We start from the raw sequence: 19,864 nt of genomic DNA, 5'->3' as shown, positions 1-19,864 counted from the left end.
AATACCATGCCCGACGCACCGAAAACGACAACCGAGCCGGCCACCGCCGGCAAGTTCAGCGGCTACCAGAAGCTGGTGGCGGGCCTGCTCGCCTTCCTGCAATTCGCGGTGATCCTCGACTTCATGGTCATGGCGCCGCTCGGCGCGCTGATCATTCCCGCGCTCGCTATCACGCCGGCGCGCTTCGGCATGATCGTCTCGGCCTATGCGTTCAGCGCCGGCCTGAGCGGCTTGCTGGCGGCCGGATTCGCCGACCGCTTCGACCGCAAAAAATTGCTGTTGTTCTTTTATGTCGGATTTCTCGCAGGGACCTTGTGGTGCGGCCTGGCCCAAACCTTTCCGTCCCTGCTGCTGGCGCGTATCGTGACGGGCTTGTTCGGCGGCGTGATCGGCTCGGTGGTGCTGGCCATCGCAACCGACCTGTTCGCGCCTGCGCTGCGCGGGCGGGTCATGGGGATCATCCAGACGGCGTTTTCCGCCAGCCAGGTGCTGGGCCTGCCGCTGGCGCTGCTGGCGTCGACCCGCTGGGACTGGCATGCGCCGTTCTTCCTGCTGGTCGGACTGGGCGCGCTGGGAGGACTGCTCGTCGGGTGGCGCCTGAAGCCGGTCACGGCCCATCTGGACGGTGCGCACGAGGTCCATCCGGTCCGGCATCTGGTCGACACGATCGTGTCGCGGCGTCATCTGCCTGCGTTTGCCACCACCGTCCTGCTGACGACGGGCGGCTTCATGATCATGCCCTTCAGCAGCGTATTCATCGTCAACAATGTCGGCCTGGCCAGCACGGACTTGCCGACCATTTACCTGCTGACCGGCCTGTGCACCATCCTGACCGCGCCCCTGGTCGGGAAGATGGTCGATGCGGTCGGACGGATGCCGGTCTTCCTGGCCGGCAGCGGAGTCACCATCGCGATGGTGCTGGTGTACACGAACCTGGGGCGCGTGTCCCTGCCTGTACTGGTCCTGGTCAACGTCACGATGTTCATCGGAATTTTCGCACGCATGATTCCCTACCAGGCGATGTCCGCCTCGGTGCCCGAACCGCGGATGCGCGGTTCGTTCAATGCGATCAGCGCGTCCATCCAGCAGTTGTCGGGTGGCGTCGCGGCCGTGATTGCCGGGCATCTCGTCAGTATCGGGGCGGATGGCAGGCTGCACGGATTCAACAGGGTAGGGTGGGTGCTGGTGGCGACGACGATTGCCGGCGCCTTCCTGGTGAATCAGGTCAACCGGGAAATCCGGGAGCGCAGTACTGCGAAGATGCCGCCCGCGACACCGTGACGGCACACTGCGCAAGCCCGGGGAACGACAGGCCCGGGACGGGGCGCTTCCTGCGGTGCGCCGCTTGCTGGGATGGCAACAGGCGTTCTACACTGCGTTGTGTAGACGCCGCGACCGCATTGGCCGCCGGCGCTTTGTTCATCCGATCAAGTGAGGTCAATAAAATGGATTCACCCACCCTCTCGCAGGAGGCCGGCATCGCGCAGCGGGAGCAGCTGGAAACCACCACCTATGCCAAGGTGACGGCGCGCCTGCTGCCCTTCCTGTTCGTCTCCTACGTCGCGGCTTACCTCGACCGCGTCAACGTCGGTTTCGCCAAGTTGCAGATGCTGAGCGACCTGCAGTTCAGCGAAACCGTGTACGGACTTGGCGCCGGGATTTTCTTCATCGGCTACTTCCTGTTCGAAGTTCCGAGCAACATCATCATGCACAAGGTCGGGGCGCGCGTCTGGATTGCCCGCATCATGATCACCTGGGCCATCCTGTCCGGCGCCATGATCTTCGTGAGCAGCCCGACCGTGTTCTACGTGCTGCGCTTCTTCCTGGGCGTGGCCGAAGCCGGCTTCTTCCCCGGCATCGTGCTGTACCTGACCTACTGGTTTCCGGCGCAGCGGCGCAGCCGCATGAATGCGCTGTTCATGATCGGCATCCCGGTGGCCGGCGTGGTGGGCGGGCCGCTGTCGGGCTGGATCCTGAATTCCATGAACGGCTTCCACGGGATGCCGGGCTGGCAATGGCTGTTCCTGGTCGAAGCCGTGCCCTCGCTGCTGCTCGGCGTGGTCACGCTCTTCTATCTGCCCGACAGCATTCGCGCTGCTTCATGGCTGAGCAACGATGAGAAACGCCTGCTGGAAGACAATATCGCGAAGGAGAACGCCGGGAAAGAGGATCACGCGCTGTCCGGCGTCTTCGGCAACCCCCGTGTCTGGCTGATGGCGGCGATCTATTTCTGCTGCATGATGGGCCTGTATGGCGTCGGTTTCTACCTGCCGACGCTGATCAAGGCGGCCGGAGTCAAGGATGCGCTCAACGTCGGCCTGCTGACCGCCATTCCTTACGGCTGCGCCGTGGTCGCGATGCTGGCGGTCGCGAAAAGCGCGGACCGCACCCGTGAGCGCCGCTGGCATTTCACCATCGCCAGCGCCCTGGGCGGCCTGGGCCTGCTGCTGGCCACCATCTACGGCAATAACGTCACGCTGGCCATGGCCGCGCTCTCGCTCGGTACCGCCGGCCTGCTGGCCACCATGCCGGTCTTCTGGACCTATCCGAGCGCCATCCTCGGCGGCACGGCCGCCGCCGCCGGCATCGCCATGATCAATTCCATCGGCAACCTTGCCGGCTTCGTCAGCCCATCGATCATCGGCTGGATGAAGGACGTGACCAACAGCACGGATGCAGGCATGTACGTCGTGTCCGCTGCGTTGTTGCTGGGCTCGGTGCTTGCCTTGTTGCAGCCGCCTAGCCTGGTCAATCGATGAAGGCGGCAGGCGGCCGGCTCCGGGAGCATCCCGGACCGGCCGCCGGGAGTGCCGGTCGCATCGCTCGCCCTGTCACTGCTGCGCCGGCACGAATACCGGCGCCGCCGGTGGCTCGGGCGGCTTCGCGAAACCGTCCGCGCGCGGATGCTCGCTGCCGGTTTCTTCGTCGTCCGTCAGGTAGGGCTGCGGTGCATTCAGGGTCGCCGGATCGATGTCGATCGTGTGCAGCTCCGGCCGCTCCGCAAACTCCGCATAGACCCAGTCGTCGTTCTCGCGCATGATGCCTTCCGGTTGCGGACGCTCCGCCTCCGGCCGCTTGGCGAGCGCCACCTGCATGTAGTCGATCCAGATCGGCAGGGCCAGGGTGGCGCCGAATTCGCGGCCGCCCAGCGAACGCGGTTCGTCATAGCCCATCCAGGCCACGGCCACGATATTGCCGCCATAGCCGGCGAACCAGCCGTCGATGGCGTCGCTCGTGGTGCCGGTCTTGCCGGCGATGTCGCTGCGGCCGAGTCGCTTGGTGGCGGCGGCGCCGGTGCCGTAGCGCGTGACGTCGCGCAGCATGGAATCGGTGACGAAGGCATTGCGTGGGTCGAGCACGCGCGCGGCTTCCTGGCGCGCGGCCGGCGGCTTGTTCTCGACCAGGACCTTGCCGTCGCCGTCCTCGATGCGCGCGATCAGGTAGGGCTTGACGCCATAGCCGCCGTTGGCGAAGACCGCATACGCACCCGCCATCTGCAGCGGCGTCACGGCGCCGGTGCCGAGCGCCAGCGTCATGTTCTTCGGATGGCGCGCCAGGTCGAAACCGAACTTGCCGAGGAAGTCGTGGGTGTAGGGCACCTCCAGTGCGCGCAGCAGGCGTATGGTCGGCACGTTCTTGGAGTGCGCCAGCGAATAGCGCATCGTGATCGGACCGCTGAATACGCCGTCGTCGTTCCCCGGCGACCAGTCGGCGCCGGCGTTCTCGCCAGGCATGGTCAGTGCCTCGTCGAGGATCAGGGTGCCTGGCGAATAACCCTTTTCGACCGCGGCCGAATACACGAAGGGCTTGATCGCGGAACCCGGCTGGCGCCAGGCCTGCGTCACGTGGTTGAACTTCTGCAGGTTGTAGTCGAAGCCACCGACCAGGGCCTGGTAGGCGCCGGTGTCGGCGTCGAGCGCGACGAAGGCGGCCGCCACCAGCGGCACCTGGGTGATGGCCCATTCGGCCTTGCCGGCCTTCGTGATGCGCACCACGGCGCCGGGCGCAATGCGTTGCGCCTCTTTGGCTTTCTCGGACAGGCCGCTTGCCGCGAACTTCAGGCCGGCGCCCGTGATCGTGATGGCGTCGCCGTCGATGGTCTCGACCTTCACCGATTTCGTGGAAGCGGCAACCACCACGGCCGGCTCCAGGCCGTCGCTGGACGGGCGCTTCTGCAGCGCCTCGACGATGGCGTCTTCGCGTTCTTCGGCATCCGCCGGCAGCTCGATGCGCGCTTCCGGGCCGCGGTAGCCATGGCGGCTGTCATAGGCGATCACGTTGCGCCGCACCGAATCGTAGGCCGCTTCCTGGGCTTTCGAATCGATCGTCGTGATCACCTTGATGCCGCGCGTGTACGACTCTTCGGCGTACTGGGCGAATACGGCCTGGCGCGCCAGCTCGGCCACGTACTGCGCATGGGTGCCGAATTCCTGCGGCTTCGAATGCACGCGCAGCGGCTCGGCGACGGCCTTTGCGTACTGGGCCTCGTCGATGTCGCCGAGGTCGCGCAGGCGGCGCAGCACCTGTTCCTGGCGCAGCTTGGCGCGCTTCGGGTTCACGGCCGGATTGTGGCGCGAGGGATTCTGCGGCAGGCCGGCCAGCATCGCCGTTTCGGCGATGGTCAGCTGGTCGAGCCTTTTGCCGAAATAGCTGCGCGCGGCGCTGGCGAAGCCGTAGGAACGCTGGCCGAGATAGATCTGGTTCATGTACAGCTCGAGGATCTGGTCCTTGGTCAGCGCATCCTCGATTTTATAAGCCAGCACGATTTCGTTGAGCTTGCGCGACAGGACTTTTTCCTTCGTCAGGAAGAAGTTGCGGGCCACCTGCATGGTAATGGTCGAGGCGCCGCCGGAGCCGAAGCCGCCCGTCACGTTGGCCTTCACGGCGCGCGCGGCGCCCATCCAGTCGATGCCCTTGTGCTCATAAAAGCGCGCATCCTCGATGGCCAGCACGGCCTTTTTCATCATCGGCGGGATCTGGTCGATCGGGACGAAGTCGCGGTGCTCCTCGCCGAATTCGCCGATCAGCTGGTTGTCGGCGGTGTAGATGCGCAGCGGGATCTTCGGCTTGTAGTCGGTGACGGCGTCGATCGAAGGCACGTTCGGCACGATCGTCATGAGGAACCAGACTGCGGCGCAGGCAACGGCGAGGACGATGGCGGCGAGGATGAAGAAGATGAAACCGCCTTGCTTGTTAAAACGGCGGAGCTGGCGCGGTGCGCGTGGGGACTTGGTCAAGACAGTGTTCTCCTGCTGTGGGCCTGCGCAAAAGGCAGGCCCGGCCGCGCATTATAATCCGCTTTCTTTCGCCCTCCGGCTATGCCATAGTCACGCCTTCAGGCTGCCTTAAGTCTGCTGCGACTGCCCGGCGCCCCAAGAACCCAGGAATACGATGCCCTACGATCCCGCTCCCGCCGCCGTCAAGCCGTACATACCGGCCAACTCGAACCTCCCCGAATTCACCATCCGCGCCCTCGTCATGGGCGTCGTGCTGGGCATGATCTTCGGTGCTTCCTCGCTCTACCTGGTCCTGAAAGTCGGCCTGACGGTCAGCGCCTCGATTCCGGTGGCGGTGATCGCCATCACCCTGTTCGGCATGTTCAAGAAGATGGGCGGGCGCGAGTCGACCATTTTAGAGAACAGCATCACGCAGACGGCCGGCTCGGCCGGCGAGTCGCTCGCCTTCGGCCTGGGCGTTACCATGCCGGCGATTATGATCCTCGGCTTCGACCTCGAGATCTCGCGCGTCATGCTGGTCGGCGTGCTGGGCGGCCTTCTCGGCATCCTGATGATGATCCCGATGCGGCGCACGATGATCGTCGACGCCCACCGTGAACTGAAATACCCGGAAGGCACTGCCTGCGCCGAAGTGCTGAAGGCGGCCGCCACCGAAACCTCGCGCGAAGCGGCGGGCGAGGTGCGCGAAGCGGGGTCCGACGCCGCGCGCGACGCCCGGCGCCGCGCTGCCATCATCTTCGGCGGCTTCGGCCTCGGCCTGCTGTACAAGGTGGCCAACGTCTCGTTCAAGGGCTGGAAGGATGTCGCCAATTTCGAATTCGGCGCGCCGCTGAAGGCCGGTTCGGCCGGTGCCGAGATCTCGCCCGAGCTGGTGGGCGTCGGCTACATCATCGGTCCGCGCATCGCCTTTACCATGGCGGCCGGCGGCGTGCTGTCCTATCTCTTGCTGATCCCGATGATCAAGTTCTTCGGCGAGCTGCTGACGGTGCCGCTGTCGCCCGGGACGATGCTGATCAAGGACATGTCGCCCGACGACATCCGCGACGCCTATGTGCTGTACATCGGCGCCGGCGCCGTGGCTGCGGGCGGCCTGATTTCGCTGGTGCGCTCGCTGCCGTCGATCTGGAATGGCCTGAAGGGCGGCCTGGCGGGCATGGGCGCAAAGAAGACGACGGCTGCAGCCGGAGCTGATCCTTCGCTGCGTACCGACCAGGACATTCCGTTCAAATGGGTTGCGATCGGCTGCCTGGCCATCATCGCCATCATCACCTTCGCCACGCCGCTGCACATGAACCTGCTGGGCGCACTCCTGATCCTCGTGTTCGGCTTCCTGTTCGCGACCGTCTCCTCGCGCCTGACCGGCGAAGTCGGCTCCTCGTCGAACCCGATTTCCGGCATGGCGGTCGCCACGCTGCTGTTCACCTGCCTGATCTTCCTGGTCATGGGCTGGACCGGCGGACGCTATTACGTCACCGCCTTGTCGGTCGGCGCCATCGTCTGCATCGCGGCCAGCAACGCCGGCACCACCTCCCAGGACCTGAAGACCGGCTTCCTGGTCGGCTCGACGCCGCGCCTGCAGCAGTACGCCATCCTGTGCGGCGCCTTTGCCTCGGCGCTGATCCTGGGGCCGATCCTGCTGAAGCTGAACGATGCCGGCACCGTTTATGTGCCGGCCGCCCAGGTCGCGCCCGGCATCACGGTCGACGCGTCGAAGCTGACCGAGACGGCGCAGCTGCAAGGCCCGCAGGCCGAGAGCGACAATAAAACCTATAAAGTCTGGCGCAAGGTCGGCACCGCCGGCGGACCGGAAGGCAAATACCTGGTGGGCGAGGACGGCAAGCTGGCCTACCTGGTCGACCCGGGCATCAACGGCCACCACCACACGCGTCCGGACGGCACCGAAGTGAAGAAATACGACGCGCCGAAGGCCGTGCTGATGTCCTACATCATCAAGGGCATCCTCGACCAGCAGCTGCCGTGGACCCTGGTGCTGTTCGGCGTGATGATCTCGGTGGTGCTGGAAATGGCCGGCATCCAGGCGCTGGCGTTTTCGGTGGGCGTGTACCTGCCGCTGGTGTCGACGCTGCCGATCGCGGTCGGCGGCGCGGTGCGCTGGGCGGCCGACCGCCGCAACAACAAGCTGCCGCAGTACGCGAAGCTGAACGACGAAGAGCGCACCGCTGCCGGGGACCGCAGCTCGGGCACCTTGCTGGCTTCCGGCTATATCGCCGGCGGTGCGCTGGCGGGCATCATCATCGCGATCACGGCGGGGGTGATGACGAATTTCGACAGCATGATGGCGAAGTGGGCCGAGTCGTCGAACCCGTTCTTCGCGGGGGCGCATGCGGATCTGCTGTCCCTGATACCGTATGCGGCGATCGTGCTGCTGCTGTACTGGGTGGCGCGCGAGAAGCCGCAGCAGTAAGTGAAACGGGCGCTCGAGGCGCCCGTTCTTTTATGTGGGGTGAACCGCGTGGGCCCAAGTGCCCACCCTGCAACGGCGGTGCACCGTAGGGTGGGCTCTCGAGCCCACGCGGTTCACCGTTCGAGCATCCGCGGCCTACACAAACGCCAGATCGTGCTGGCGAATCACGTTATCCAGCCACTCGTCCGTCTGGCTGAACTTGAATCCCAATGACGACGCGCGTGCCGTATCGAGCACCGTCGCCTGTCCCGCATCGAACGGCGACAAGACCCCAGGAGCCGCACCGGCAACCTGTTGCGCGCCCGCCCGCGCGTCGAGCACGTCGGCCACCCGCCCGAACAGATCGTGCGCCGACAAGGCCCCGTGCGACGCCGCATTCACCGGCCCGGTGAACGACTGGGCACCGGCCCAGTCGAGGAAAGCCGCGGCCTCCTGCGTGCCCAGGAACGACAGCTTCGCCTGCGCATCCGTATAGCGCAGCGCCACCCCCGAGCGCAACGCGTCGACATACCAGGACAGCCGCCCCGTGAACTCCTCCGGCCCGCCCAGCACGTGCGCCAGGCGCGCCGTCACCAGCGGCAGCGAGCCGTCGCGGTACAGGTAGGCCTCGGCCTGCACCTTGCCGGCCACATAGCTCTCGACGGCGCGCTTCGGATCGTGCCAGGGATAGCCGGTGTCGATCGGCTGCGCCAGCACAGGCAGGTCGGTTTCGAGTAGGGCGCCGCCGGACGGCTGGATACCGCGGTAGACGTCGATCGTGGAAGTCATGACGTAGCGCCCGACCTTGCCGGCGAAGGTGCGCGCGGCGATCGCCGCGTCCAGGGGGCTGTAGCACATCTGGTCGAACACGAGGTCGTAGCGTTTATTGGCGAAGGCGCCGCGCATGGCGGTCTCGTTGCGGCGGTCGACGCGGATGCGTTCGATGCGCGCCCCAAACGGGTCGGGGGCGTAGCCGCGGGTGGCGATCGTCACCCGGTGGCCGGCGCGTACCAGGCGCTGCACGAGCAGCTTGCCGAAATAGCGGGTCCCGCCGATCACTAATATATCCTTGTGCATGGCTTCTCCTTGACGAATCGAGTATATTTTCTGCTCAGCAGTGGAAACGCACAACCGAGAAAAACCGAGCGCTATGAATAAGATAAATTTATGCATGGGGGCCGCATGAAGCCGCTGCGCAGCCTGTCCGGCCTGATCGACTTCGACTGTGCGGCGCGCTGGGGCAGCTTCAAGCTGGCCGCGCGCGAGCTGCACAAGACACCGGCGGCGGTCAGCCTGCAGGTCAAGCAGCTGGAAGAGGCGATCGGCTTCGCGCTCTTTGTGCGCCACCCGCGCCATATCGCGCTCACCGAGAAAGGCCAGGAACTGGCGATCGCGGTGGGCCGCATGCTGGCCGACCTGCGCGGCAAGGTGGCGGCGCTGCAGCGCGGCGACGAGGAATCGGTGCTGCGCATCTCGACCACGCACTCGTTCGCGATCAAGTGGCTGGTACCGCGCATGCACCGTTTTACCAAGCTGTATCCCGAACTCGATATCCGCATCGATTCCAACGACGCGCCGGTCGACATGGAGGCCGACAGCACCGACGTTGCGATCCGCTACGGCCCGGTGCGCGATGGCGACCCGGCTACCCTGTTCCGCGAGCGGCTGGTGCCGGTCTACAGTCCGGAGCTGCTTGCGCCGGGCCAGGCCGAGCTGACGCTGGCCGACATCAAGGACTGGCCGCTGCTGTACGAGAAGTCGCCCGAGCGCTGGCTGCAGCTGCTGAACGAGAACCGGGCCCTGAAGGGGAATTACGATTTTTCGCGCGCCTACAGCCACTGGGGCGTGCTGGTGCAGGCGGCGGTGGCGGGGCAGGGCGTGGCGCTGGTGCCCTACGGGATCGCCTGCCAGGACATCGCCTCGGGCGCGCTGCGCCAGATCGCCTGCCGCAGCGCGCGCTTCGAGAGCGGCTACCGCTTCCTGGCGAATCCGCACAAGGAGAATATGGGGAAGGTGCAGCGCTTCCGCGCCTGGATCGAGGAGGAGATGGCGCAGATGGAGCTGGCACTGGACAGGAAGCCCAGGTCCTCGTGAGCGCGCAATAAAAAACGGCAGCCGAAGCTGCCGTTATTTGTGTCGAGCCAAAGCGCTTACTTCACGCCGTGCATCAGCTTCTGGATCAGCGGCGCGATCAGGAACAGCAGCACGCCGCCGCCCACCAGCGACCAGAAGCCGAAGGTGTAGCCGCCCAGCGCCGAAGCGACCGACATGCCCGATTCGCCCGAGACGTGCGAGGCGAAGATGCCGGACAGGTTGTTGCCGATACCGGTCGACAGGAACCAGCCGCCCATCCCGAGGCCGACCAGGCGCACCGGCGCCAGCTTGGTGACCATCGACAGGCCGATCGGCGACAGGCACAGCTCACCGACCGACTGGATGAAGTAGACCGTGAACAGGGTCCAGAACGGGATCTTGCCGTTCATGTCGACCAGGGTCGACAGCGCGTACATCAGCAGGCCGAAAGCGAGGCCGTTGAAGATCAGGCCGAGGCCGAACTTGCGCGGGATCGACGGGTTCGCGTTGCGGCGGCCCAGCATGACCCAGATGGCGGCGATGATCGGGGCGAAGGCGATGATGGCGATCGAGTTCACGCTCTGGAACCAGGCCACCGGGAAGATGAAGCCGCCCAGGTTGCGGTCGACGATCTGGTCGGCCAGGAAGGTGAAGGAGCTGCCGGCCTGTTCGAAGAACATCCAGAACAGGATATTGAAGGCGAAGATGATCATCATGGCGATGGTCTTGTCGCGCGCAACCTTACCGTTGCGGATACCTTCGATCATCAGCATCAGCGCCAGCGCGACGAAGAGCACGGTCAGGATGACCTGCAGGGTGTTGGCGCCGAGTTTCAGCAGGAAGTACACGCCGGGAATCGCAATGACGCTGCCGATGATGACGGCGATCGGACGGCCGGTGCCCTGTGCGTTGGCGTCCGGTGCGCCGATGCCCTGCAGGGTCTTGCGGCCGATGTAGAACCACACGAGGCTGACCAGCATGCCGACGCCGGCTGCGAAGAACACCACCTTGTAGGCCGGGGTCGTGCCGTCGCCGAGTTTCTGCGCCAGGATCTGGGTCAGGATCGGGGCGATGAAGGCGCCCGCATTGATACCCATGTAGAAGATGGTGAAGCCGGAATCGCGGCGGGTATCGTTCAGCGCGTAGAGTTTGCCGACCATGGTAGAGATGTTCGGCTTGAACATGCCGTTGCCGACGATGATGGTCGCCAGGCCGAGCTTGAAGATGTCCGGGTTCGGGAGCGTGATCATGAACAGGCCGGCCGCCATGAAGACGGCACCGATCAGGATCGAGCGCTGGTAGCCGATGACGCGGTCGGCGATCAGGCCGCCGAAGACGGCGCCGGCATACACCAGGGCGAGGTAGGAACCGTAGGTGAGGTTGGCGTCGGCCTGGCCGACCGCTGCGCCGCCGTAGAACTGGGCGACGATGTAGAGCACGAGCGCCCAACGGATGCCGTAGAAAGCGAAACGCTCCCAGAACTCGGTCATGAACAGCATCCACAGCGGCGCCGGATGGCCCATGATCTGTTTGAATTCTGGAATGGCAACCTCTTTGCCTGGTGAAACTGCTGCACCGCTCATGCGGGTTCTCCCGAAAATAGTGTTTTGAGAATGTCCGTTTTGTTGGAATCCGGGATCAGCCGGAATTTCCAGTTGGGACGCATTTTAGTGGAAATTTCTTACCATAAGAAAAATATTTGGCCTTGTGGTAAACACGCGCGCGGGCGGTGCAAGGCGTTGCCAGCTTGCACCATTGACGCACACAAGCGCAGGCATGCGCGGCGCCTTTGTCGTATATTGGTGAAACAGCCAGCACTATTTCCGGAAGCATTTATTTCCGGCGCATTTGAAAGGAAGACCTGCATGAACTACGAAGTCGTCGACACCCTTATTTCCCCCGAAGGCCGGCTCGAAGTCCTGTCCAAGGCCGAGGTGGCCAAGCTGCTCGACACCAGCCAGGGCGGCCTCTACAACATATTCCGCAAGTGCGCGCTCGCCGTCCTGAACTGCGGCAGTTCGATCGACGACGGCAAGGAACTGCTCGAGCGCTACAGCAGCTTCGAGATCAGCATCATCCAGCGCGAGCGCGGCATCAAGCTCGATATCCGCGGCGCGCCGTCGATCGCCTTCGTCGACGGCAAGATGATCAAGGGCATCCACGAGCACCTGTTCGCCGTCCTGCGCGACATCGTCTACGTTCACTTCGAAGTCACCGACAACCCGAAATTCAACCTCGCCAAGCCGGAAGGGATCACCGATGCGGTGTTCCACATCATGCGCAACGCGAACATCCTGCAGCCGCAGCGCAACCCGAACCTGGTCGTCTGCTGGGGCGGGCACTCGATCAACCGCGTCGAGTACAACTATTCGAAACAGGTCGGCTACGCGCTCGGCCTGCGCGAACTCGATATCTGCACCGGCTGCGGCCCGGGCGCGATGAAGGGCCCGATGAAGGGCGCCGCCATCGGCCACTCGAAGCAGCGGCTGGCGGTCGGGCGCTACCTCGGCATCTCCGAGCCGGGCATCATCGCGGCCGAGTCGCCGAACCCGATCGTCAACGACCTGGTCATCATGCCGGACATCGAGAAGCGCCTCGAGGCCTTCGTCCGCACCGGCCACGGCATCGTCGTCTTCCCGGGCGGCGCCGGCACCGCCGAAGAAATCCTGTACATCCTCGGCATCCTGCTCCATCCGGACAATGCCGAAATGCCGTTCCCGCTGATTTTCACGGGCCCAGCCACCGCCCGCGAATACTTCGAGCAGATCGACGACTTCATCGCCCAGACCCTCGGCGTGCGCGCCCAGGCGCGCTACAAGATCATCATCGACGACCCGGACGCGGTCGCCCGCGAGATGCAGGCCGGGATCAAGCAGGTGCGCGAATTCCGCAAGGCGAGGAGCGACGCCTATTACTTCAACTGGCTGCTGAAAATCGACCACGAATTCCAGAAGCCCTTCAAGCCGACCCACGAGAACATGCGCAACCTGTCGCTGCACAAGAACCAGGAAACCCACCTGCTGGCCGCAAACCTGCGCCGCGCGTTCTCGGGCGTCGTGGCCGGCAACGTGAAGGAAGAGGGGATCCGCGAGATCGAGAAGCACGGCAAGTACGAGATCCACGGCGACAGCGACATCATGGTGCCGATGGACGCGCTGCTGGCCTCGTTCGTCGAGCAGAGCCGGATGAAGTTGCCGGGCAAGGCGTATGTGCCTTGTTATACGATCGTGCAATAAACACGGCGTCGCGTCGCGGCCAACAAAAACGGGGCGCCGCAGCGCCCCGTTTTTCATTGATCAAGAAGATCAGTCCTCTTTCCGCAAGTGCGGGAACAGCAGCACGTCGCGGATGTTCGGCGAGTCCGTCAAAATCATGATCAGGCGATCGATACCGATCCCGCAGCCGCCGGCCGGCGGCATGCCGTATTCCAGCGCGCGGATATAGTCTGCGTCGTAGTACATCGCCTCTTCGTCACCGGCGTCCTTGGCCTCGACCTGCGACAGGAAACGCGCGGCCTGGTCTTCCGGATCGTTCAGCTCCGAGAAGCCGTTGGCGATTTCGCGGCCCACCATGAACAGCTCGAAACGCTCGGTGATGCCGGCACGGGTGTCCGAGGCGCGGGCCAGCGGCGAGACTTCTACGGGATAGTCGATGATATAGGTCGGCTCCCACAGCTGCGCTTCGGCCGTCTCTTCGAACAGCGCCAGTTGCAGCGCGCCCAGGCCTGCATTCGCGAACGGCTTGACGCCGAACTTCCTGAGTTCCGTCTTGATGAACTCGGCGTCGTTCAGCTGCTCGTCCGTGTAGCCCGGCGCGTACTTGTTGATCGCCTGGACGATGGTCAGGCGGTGGAAGGGCTTGGACAGGTCCAGCTCGCGGCCGCCGTACGACAGCACGGCCGTGCCCTGGGCGTCGACCGCGGCCTGGCGGATCACGGCTTCGGTGAAGTCCATGAGCCAGGTGTAGTCCGTATAGGCCGCGTAGAACTCCATCATCGTGAATTCAGGGTTGTGACGGATCGAGACGCCTTCGTTGCGGAAGTTGCGGTTCACTTCGAACACGCGGTCGAAGCCGCCGACCACCAGGCGCTTCAGGTACAGCTCGGGCGCGATGCGCAGGAACATTTGCATGTCGAGCGCGTTGTGGTGGGTAATGAAAGGCTTGGCCGCGGCGCCGCCCGGGATCGGGTGCAGCATCGGGGTCTCGACTTCCATGAAGCCGTTCTTTTCCATGAAGCGGCGCATCGACGACAGCGCGGCGGTACGCGCCTTGAAGGTGCGGCGCGTCTCTTCGTTCATGATCAGGTCGACGTAGCGCTGGCGGTACTTCGTTTCCTGGTCGGCCAGGCCGTGGAACTTGTCGGGCAGCGGGCGCAGGGATTTCGTGACCAGGCGCAGCTTCGACACCTTGATCGTCAGCTCGTCGACCTTGGTCTTGAACAGCGTGCCCTCGACGCCCAGGATGTCGCCCAGGTCGTAGCTGCGGAAGGCTTCCATTGCCGCTTCGCCGGTGGCGTCCAGGGTCACGTAGATCTGGATGCGGCCGTCGGCGCGCAGGCCCGAGGCGTCCTGCAGGGTGGCGAAGGCCGCCTTCTTGCCGGCTTCGCGTTTCAGCATCATGCGGCCGGCCAGCACCACGGGAATCGCTTTCTCTTCCAGCTCTTCGCGCGTCAGGGCGCCGTAGGCTTCGATCAGCTCGGCCGCCTTGTGCTGGGGCTTGAAGTCGTTCGGGAAGGCGACGCCTTGTCCACGAATGGCAGCCAGCTTGGCGCGGCGCTCGGTCATGATCTTGTTTTCGTCGGCCGCTGCCACTGCTGGCACTGGCGTGTTCTCTTGGTTTTCCGTAGTCATGGTTGGTTCAACTCTTGTTGGTGTATGGTCGCGCCAAACTCAGGCGAACAGCGTCTCGAGCGACAGGCTCGAAAAATCGTCGACGATGGCGATCACGTTGTCGAATTCGGCAAAGGCTGCGCGCGGCAGGGTGGTGGTGATCACCACCACGCGCATGCCGGCGCGCCGCGCCGCTTCCACGCCCAGCGGCGCGTCTTCGAACACGATGCAGTTGGCGGGTTCCGCGCCGCAGCGCCTGGCCGCTTCGAGGAACACGTCCGGATGCGGCTTCCCGCGCGGGACGTCCGTGGCGCCGACGACGGTCTCGAAATGGCGGCGCAGGTCCAGGCCGTCGAGGGTGAACTCGACGTTCGCAGGCGGCGCGGCCGTGCCGACCGCAAGGGCGATGCCCTGCGAGCGCGCGTCGGCGATCAGGTCTTCGAACCCATCGACCGCCTTCAGGTGCGGCGCGTACAGCTCGCGGTAGACGGCCTCTTTTTCGTGGTTCAGCAGCGCCACTTCGTCGTCTTCCAGGTGCTCGCCCATGTGGGAACGGATGATCTCCTTGCCCTGGCGGCCGGCCGTCGTGCGGAAGAATTCGTCCGCATCGATGGCGCGTCCGCGGCGCTCGAAGAAGGTGATCCACGACTGGGTGTGGAAGGCCATGTTGTCGACGATGGTGCCGTCCATGTCGAAGATCAGGGCGCGCTTGTCAGGAGCCGTGGTGCGTGCCGTCATGCGCTGGCGCCTGCGCCTACGCCCTGCTTCAGCGAGGCCGAGATGAAATCGTCCAGGTCGCCGTCGAGCACGTTTTTCGTGTTCCCGGTCTCGAAGCCGGTCCGCAGGTCCTTGATGCGCGACTGGTCGAGCACGTAGGAGCGGATCTGGTGGCCCCAGCCGACGTCGGTCTTCGAGTCTTCCAGCTTCTGCTGTTCGCTCATGCGCTTGCGCATCTCGAGCTCGAACAGCTTCGCGCGCAGCATGTCGAAGGCCTCGGCCTTGTTGCGGTGCTGGGAACGGTCGTTCTGGCACTGCACGACGATGCCCGACGGCGCGTGCGTCAGGCGCACTGCGGAGTCGGTCTTGTTGATGTGCTGACCGCCGGCGCCGGATGCGCGATAGGTATCGATGCGAACGTCGGCCGGGTTGATCTCGATCTCGAAGGATTCGTCGACTTCCGGATACACGAACAGCGAGGTGAACGAAGTATGGCGGCCGTTGGCCGAGTCGAACGGCGACTTGCGCACCAGGCGGTGCACGCCGGTTTCGGTGCGCAGGTGGCCGTAGGCGTACTCGCCCTCGACCTTGATGGTCGCGGTCTTGATGCCGGCGACTTCACCGTCGGACTGTTCCAGGATCTCGGCCTTGAAGCCCTTGCGTTCGCAATAGCGCAGGTACTGGCGCAGCAGCATCGAGGCCCAGTCCTGGGCTTCGGTACCGCCGGCGCCGGCCTGGATGTCGATGAAGCAGTTCGCGTGGTCCATCGGGTTGCCGAACATGCGGCGGAATTCCATGCCCTCGATGACCTTGGCGATCGCGTCGGCGTCGGCGCTGACGGCTTCGATCGTGTCGTCGTCGCCTTCCTCGCGCGCCATCTCGAACAGGTCGGATGCGTCGGCGAGATCGGCTTTCGCTTTCTCGAGCGTCAGCACGACGCCTTCCAGCGCCTTTTTCTCTTTACCGAGGTCGAGCGCCCGTTTCTGGTCGTTCCAGACGGTCGGATCCTCGAGTTCTTCGTTGACCTGCTCTAGTTTCTCTGCCTTCCGATCGAAGTCAAAGATACCTCCGAAGTTCGGCCTCGCGACCGGTCAGGTCGTTCAGCAGGGCGGCGATGGCGTTGATGCGTTCAGCTTCCATGATCTTGGCAATTTGAATGAGTTGAATCGAACCTTCGATTATACCCCAGGCGCTTGCCCCGGTTCGTGCCGCCACCGTATCATTGGGCGCATCACATCTGAACTTCTAACCAAAGCAGCCCCATGCACCACTCCATCCCTTGTCAAATCGGCATCGCCGGCCTCTTTGCCGTCCTCGCCGCCCCCGCCCTGGCCGCAACATCCGCCCCCAAGGGTGCCAGCGCGACCCTCGCCGTGCTCGAAACCACCGACCTGCACTCGAACGTGGTCGGCTACGACTATTTCAAGCTCGCCGCCGAGCCCTCGATCGGCCTGGACCGGACGGCGCGCCTGATCGCGCAGGCACGCGAGGAATTCGCCAACACGGTCCTGTTCGACAACGGCGACACGATCCAGGGCAATGCGCTGGCCGACTGGCAGGCGCTGGTGAAACCGCTGCGCTGCGACCAGACGCTGGGCATCTACAAGGTGATGAACGCCCTCAAATATGACGGCGCCTCGATCGGCAACCACGAATTCAACTATGGACTGGCCTACCTCAGCCAGGTGACGGGCAGCCGCTTCCAGGTGGCGGGCGTCGACCAGCCCAGGCGCTGCGCCGGTCCCGCCTTCCCGCAGGTGCTGGCCAATGTCTACAGCGTGAAGACGAAGAAGCCGATCTTCGAACCCTGGCGCATCATCGAAAAACGCGTCAAGGCGACGGACGCAAGCGGGCGGCCGATCGAGGCGCTCGTCAAGGTCGGGATCATCGGCTTCACGCCGCCGACCATCATGTCCTGGGACAAGCGCTGGCTCGAGGGGAAGGTCTACACGACGGGCGTGCGCGAAGCGGCCCTGAAATACATCCCGGAGATGCGCAGGAAGGGCGCCGACATCGTCGTCGCCATCGCCCACGGCGGGCTCGATGCCAATCCGTACACGCCGAGCATGGAAAACGCCGGCTGGTACCTGGCGCAGGTGCCGGGCGTCGATGCCATGCTGCTCGGCCATTCGCACCAGCTGTTCCCGAACGCCGCCAGCACGGCGCCGCAGTTCAACCTGCCGGGCGTCGACAAGGCGAAGGGCCTGGTGCACGGCGTACCGACCGTGATGGCGAATTTATGGGGCAAGCACCTGGGCGTGATCGCGCTGCAGCTGCGGGCGAGCGGCAAGGGCTGGACGGTCGAGAAGGACAAGACCGTGGTCGAAGCGCGCGCGGCACAGAACGCCGACAAGAGTTTCGTCGCGCCCGACCCGGCGGTGTCGGACCTGATTCGCGAAGAGCACGAGGCCACCATCGGCTACGTCAAGACGCCGGTCGGCAGCACCGACTTCCGCATGACCACCTATTTCGCCGATGTCGGCGACCCCTCGGCGCTGCAGGTGGTGAACGCGGCCCAGACCCGGTACGTGAAGAGCTATGTGGCGGCCAACCTGCCGCAGTACGCGAAGCTGCCGGTACTGTCGATGTCGGCGCCGTTCAAGAGCGGCCTGGCCGGCGCCTTCGATTTCACCGACGTCCCGGCCGGAAACCTCGCCTTGAACAACGCCGCCGACCTCTACCTGTATCCGAATGCGCTGTATGCGGTGAAGATCGACGGCGCCGGCCTGAAAGCCTGGCTCGAGACCTCGGCGCGCCGCTTCAATACGATCGACCCGGGCAGGACTGAGCCGCAGGAGCTGGTCAACGCCGCGGTGCCGAGCTATAACTTCGATACGCCGACTTCAGGCGAGATCAGCTACGAGATCGACGTCACCCAGGCGCCGGGCGCGCGCATCCGCAAGCTGTCCCTGCGCGGCGTGCCGGTGACGCCGGAACAGGAATTCATCGTCGCCACGAACAACTACCGGGCCAGCGGCGGCGGCAATTTCCCGGGGCTGGACGGCAGCAAGACGGTCCTCGCTTCGCCCGACACCAGCCGCGACGTCCTGATCGCCTATATCCGCGACGTGAAACAGCTGACCCGTGCGGCGCATGGCGCGACGCGCAGCTGGCGCTTCACGAAGGTGAAGACGGCCGGGCCGGTCGTGTTCCATTCGGCGCCCGGCATGCTCGGCCTGGCGCAGGACGCGGGGCTCGACAACCTGAGCCAGGTGCGCGCCGACGATGGCCTCGGCAAGGGGTTTGCGCTGTACGCGCTGGACCTGGCGAAATGAAAGGCGCTGCGCTGCTGCTGGCCATCGTATGCTGCGGCGCCGTGCAGGCCGCCGATGCGCAGGCTGATTACCGGCTGGGACTGAAGTATCGGAACGGTACAGGTGTAGTTGCGGACGCCGTCCGGGCGGCGCGCCTGATCGAGGCGGCTGCGCGGGCGCAGGTGCCCGCCGCGATGTTCACGCTGTCGAACATGCTGGCGGCGGGGGAGGGTGTGCAGCAGGATGACGCGGCGGCACGGCGCTGGCTGGAAGAGGCGGCCGCGCTGGGTTATCCGGCGGCCCTGCAGGAACTGGCCTTGCGCGAACCGGATCCGCGCAAGGCGGAGCTGTTGATGCGCCAGGCGGCGCATGCGCTGCAGCACCGGTAGGGTGGGCGGTCCCCCGCCCAGCAAACACATGCTCAGGTCAACTGTGGGCGACCACCAGGCTTAATGCTCGCCCGAGGCCTCGATCTCGCTCGCGGCAATCGCGGCCAGGTCCATCAGCGCCTGCAATTCCGACGCGCGCAGCTTGCGCGGCTCGCGGTCGATCACGCACAGGGTGCCCATCGCCATGCCCGACGGGTCGCGCAAGGGCACGCCCGCGTAGAAGCGCATGTGCGGGTCGGCCAGCACCAGCGGGTTGTCGGTAAAGCGCCCGTCGGTCAGCGCGTCTTCCACCACGAAGGGTCCGTCCTGCAGGATCGCATGGGTGCAGAAGGCCCATTCGCGCGGCGTTTGCTGGGCGGGCAGGCCGACCCGTGCCTTGAACCACTGGCGGCGTGCCGTCAGCAGCGAGATCAGGGCGATCGGCGACTCGGTCACTTTCGAGGCCAGGCGCACGATGCGGTCGAAGCGCTCTTCCGGCAAGCTGTCCACCAGCCGGGTCGCGGCCAGCGCGGCCAGGCGCTGCGCTTCCTCTTCCGGCACCGGGAAGCCCGGGTCGGGATTCGGCAGGAATTCCGGATCGGTCGGCGTCGGCGGCAGGCGGCGCTCCAGGTTGCCGGACTGGCCGGATACCTTGTTCATCAGGGCGCGGATATGGCTCTCGCGCGTGCGGCGGTGTCCGCCCGGGGTTTTCCACGATTCGATCGCACCGCTTTCCATCCAGAGCTGGACGGTACTGGTCGCCACGCCGAGCAGGCGCGCGGCGGCGCTGGTGGTCAGGATCGGGTCCTCTTCGATTAAATTGCTGTTCATCAATATTCCTACAGTTTATGGAAGTATAGCCGATTTGATGAATCTATCTGCGGATTCGTTTCTATCGGAAAAATATGATGATCGAGACAACAATTTACGCAATTTTCATTACCAAAAAGGCACTTGCCCCTCAGGGCGCGCACCGATTTCA

14 protein-coding genes are annotated in these 19,864 nt (G+C 64.8%); 7 read left to right on the top strand and 7 right to left on the bottom strand.

What is annotated here, in order from left to right:
* Positions 1-6 precede the first annotated feature (6 nt).
* Entirely contained in the window at positions 7-1,281 is a 1,275-nt protein-coding gene (locus tag ACI48I_RS18100) for an MFS transporter (RefSeq protein WP_498574989.1), read from the top strand.
* Between the two features lie 164 nt (positions 1,282-1,445).
* The gene (locus ACI48I_RS18095; protein WP_193686099.1) at positions 1,446-2,759 is read left to right on the top strand and encodes an MFS transporter; all 1,314 of its coding nucleotides are present in this window, start codon (positions 1,446-1,448) and stop codon (positions 2,757-2,759) included.
* 72 nt (positions 2,760-2,831) lie between these two features.
* Here ACI48I_RS18095 and ACI48I_RS18090 read toward each other — a convergent pair whose 3' ends face one another.
* The gene (locus ACI48I_RS18090) at positions 2,832-5,177 is read right to left on the bottom strand and encodes a penicillin-binding protein 1A (RefSeq protein WP_498575046.1); all 2,346 of its coding nucleotides are present in this window, start codon (positions 5,175-5,177) and stop codon (positions 2,832-2,834) included.
* A gap of 214 nt (positions 5,178-5,391) precedes the next feature.
* Here ACI48I_RS18090 and ACI48I_RS18085 point away from each other — a divergent pair, with 214 nt between their 5' ends.
* Entirely contained in the window at positions 5,392-7,662 is a 2,271-nt protein-coding gene (locus ACI48I_RS18085; protein WP_498574988.1) for an OPT family oligopeptide transporter, read from the top strand.
* Between the two features lie 135 nt (positions 7,663-7,797).
* Here ACI48I_RS18085 and ACI48I_RS18080 read toward each other — a convergent pair whose 3' ends face one another.
* Positions 7,798-8,718 carry an NAD-dependent epimerase/dehydratase family protein gene (locus ACI48I_RS18080; RefSeq protein ID WP_498574987.1) on the bottom strand — a complete coding sequence of 307 codons (921 nt, stop codon included), beginning with the start codon at positions 8,716-8,718 and terminating at the stop codon, positions 7,798-7,800.
* 105 nt (positions 8,719-8,823) lie between these two features.
* On the opposite strand from ACI48I_RS18080, the gene ACI48I_RS18075 reads away from it, so the two are divergent.
* Positions 8,824-9,735 (top strand): LysR substrate-binding domain-containing protein, encoded by a 912-nt coding sequence (locus ACI48I_RS18075; RefSeq protein ID WP_193689095.1) that lies wholly within the window; start codon positions 8,824-8,826, stop codon positions 9,733-9,735.
* Between the two features lie 56 nt (positions 9,736-9,791).
* Here the strand turns inward: ACI48I_RS18075 and ACI48I_RS18070 are convergent, their stop codons facing one another.
* On the bottom strand, positions 9,792-11,297 hold the full coding sequence (locus ACI48I_RS18070; RefSeq protein WP_498574986.1) for a peptide MFS transporter: 1,506 nt from the start codon (positions 11,295-11,297) through the stop codon (positions 9,792-9,794).
* Between the two features lie 282 nt (positions 11,298-11,579).
* Here ACI48I_RS18070 and ppnN point away from each other — a divergent pair, with 282 nt between their 5' ends.
* Positions 11,580-12,950, top strand: a complete 1,371-nt coding sequence (ppnN, locus tag ACI48I_RS18065; RefSeq protein ID WP_193686095.1) for a nucleotide 5'-monophosphate nucleosidase PpnN — start codon at positions 11,580-11,582, stop codon at positions 12,948-12,950.
* 69 nt (positions 12,951-13,019) lie between these two features.
* Here ppnN and lysS read toward each other — a convergent pair whose 3' ends face one another.
* The 3 genes from lysS to prfB form a co-directional block, all read right to left on the bottom strand.
* Positions 13,020-14,564, bottom strand: coding sequence for a lysine--tRNA ligase (lysS, locus tag ACI48I_RS18060; RefSeq protein ID WP_498574985.1), 1,545 nt, complete (start codon positions 14,562-14,564; stop codon positions 13,020-13,022).
* 39 nt (positions 14,565-14,603) lie between these two features.
* Positions 14,604-15,281: an HAD family hydrolase gene (locus ACI48I_RS18055; RefSeq protein WP_498574984.1), complete on the bottom strand. Its 678-nt coding sequence runs from the start codon at positions 15,279-15,281 to the stop codon at positions 14,604-14,606.
* A protein-coding gene (gene prfB / locus ACI48I_RS18050; RefSeq protein ID WP_193686092.1) for a peptide chain release factor 2 occupies positions 15,278-16,400 on the bottom strand; the annotation gives its coding sequence in 2 pieces (ribosomal slippage) (positions 15,278-16,318 and positions 16,320-16,400; 1,122 coding nt in all). Before prfB ends, ACI48I_RS18055 begins: the two co-directional genes overlap by 4 nt.
* Positions 16,401-16,522: 122 nt before the next feature.
* Here prfB and ACI48I_RS18045 point away from each other — a divergent pair.
* Positions 16,523-18,535 carry a bifunctional 2',3'-cyclic-nucleotide 2'-phosphodiesterase/3'-nucleotidase gene (locus ACI48I_RS18045; protein WP_498574983.1) on the top strand — a complete coding sequence of 671 codons (2,013 nt, stop codon included), beginning with the start codon at positions 16,523-16,525 and terminating at the stop codon, positions 18,533-18,535.
* The gene (locus ACI48I_RS18040) at positions 18,532-18,903 is read left to right on the top strand and encodes an SEL1-like repeat protein (protein WP_193686090.1); all 372 of its coding nucleotides are present in this window, start codon (positions 18,532-18,534) and stop codon (positions 18,901-18,903) included. The genes ACI48I_RS18045 and ACI48I_RS18040 overlap by 4 nt, the downstream gene beginning before the upstream one ends.
* Before the next feature lie 60 nt (positions 18,904-18,963).
* On the opposite strand, the gene ACI48I_RS18035 is transcribed toward ACI48I_RS18040, so the two are convergent.
* Positions 18,964-19,713 (bottom strand): GAF domain-containing protein, encoded by a 750-nt coding sequence (locus tag ACI48I_RS18035; protein WP_193686089.1) that lies wholly within the window; start codon positions 19,711-19,713, stop codon positions 18,964-18,966.
* Between the last annotated feature and the right edge of the window lie 151 nt (positions 19,714-19,864).

The sequence above is a fragment of the Massilia sp. LXY-5 genome, from assembly GCF_059801075.1.
Note: the sequence above shows the minus strand (reverse complement) of the source record. Positions and strands in the feature narration are given on the sequence as shown.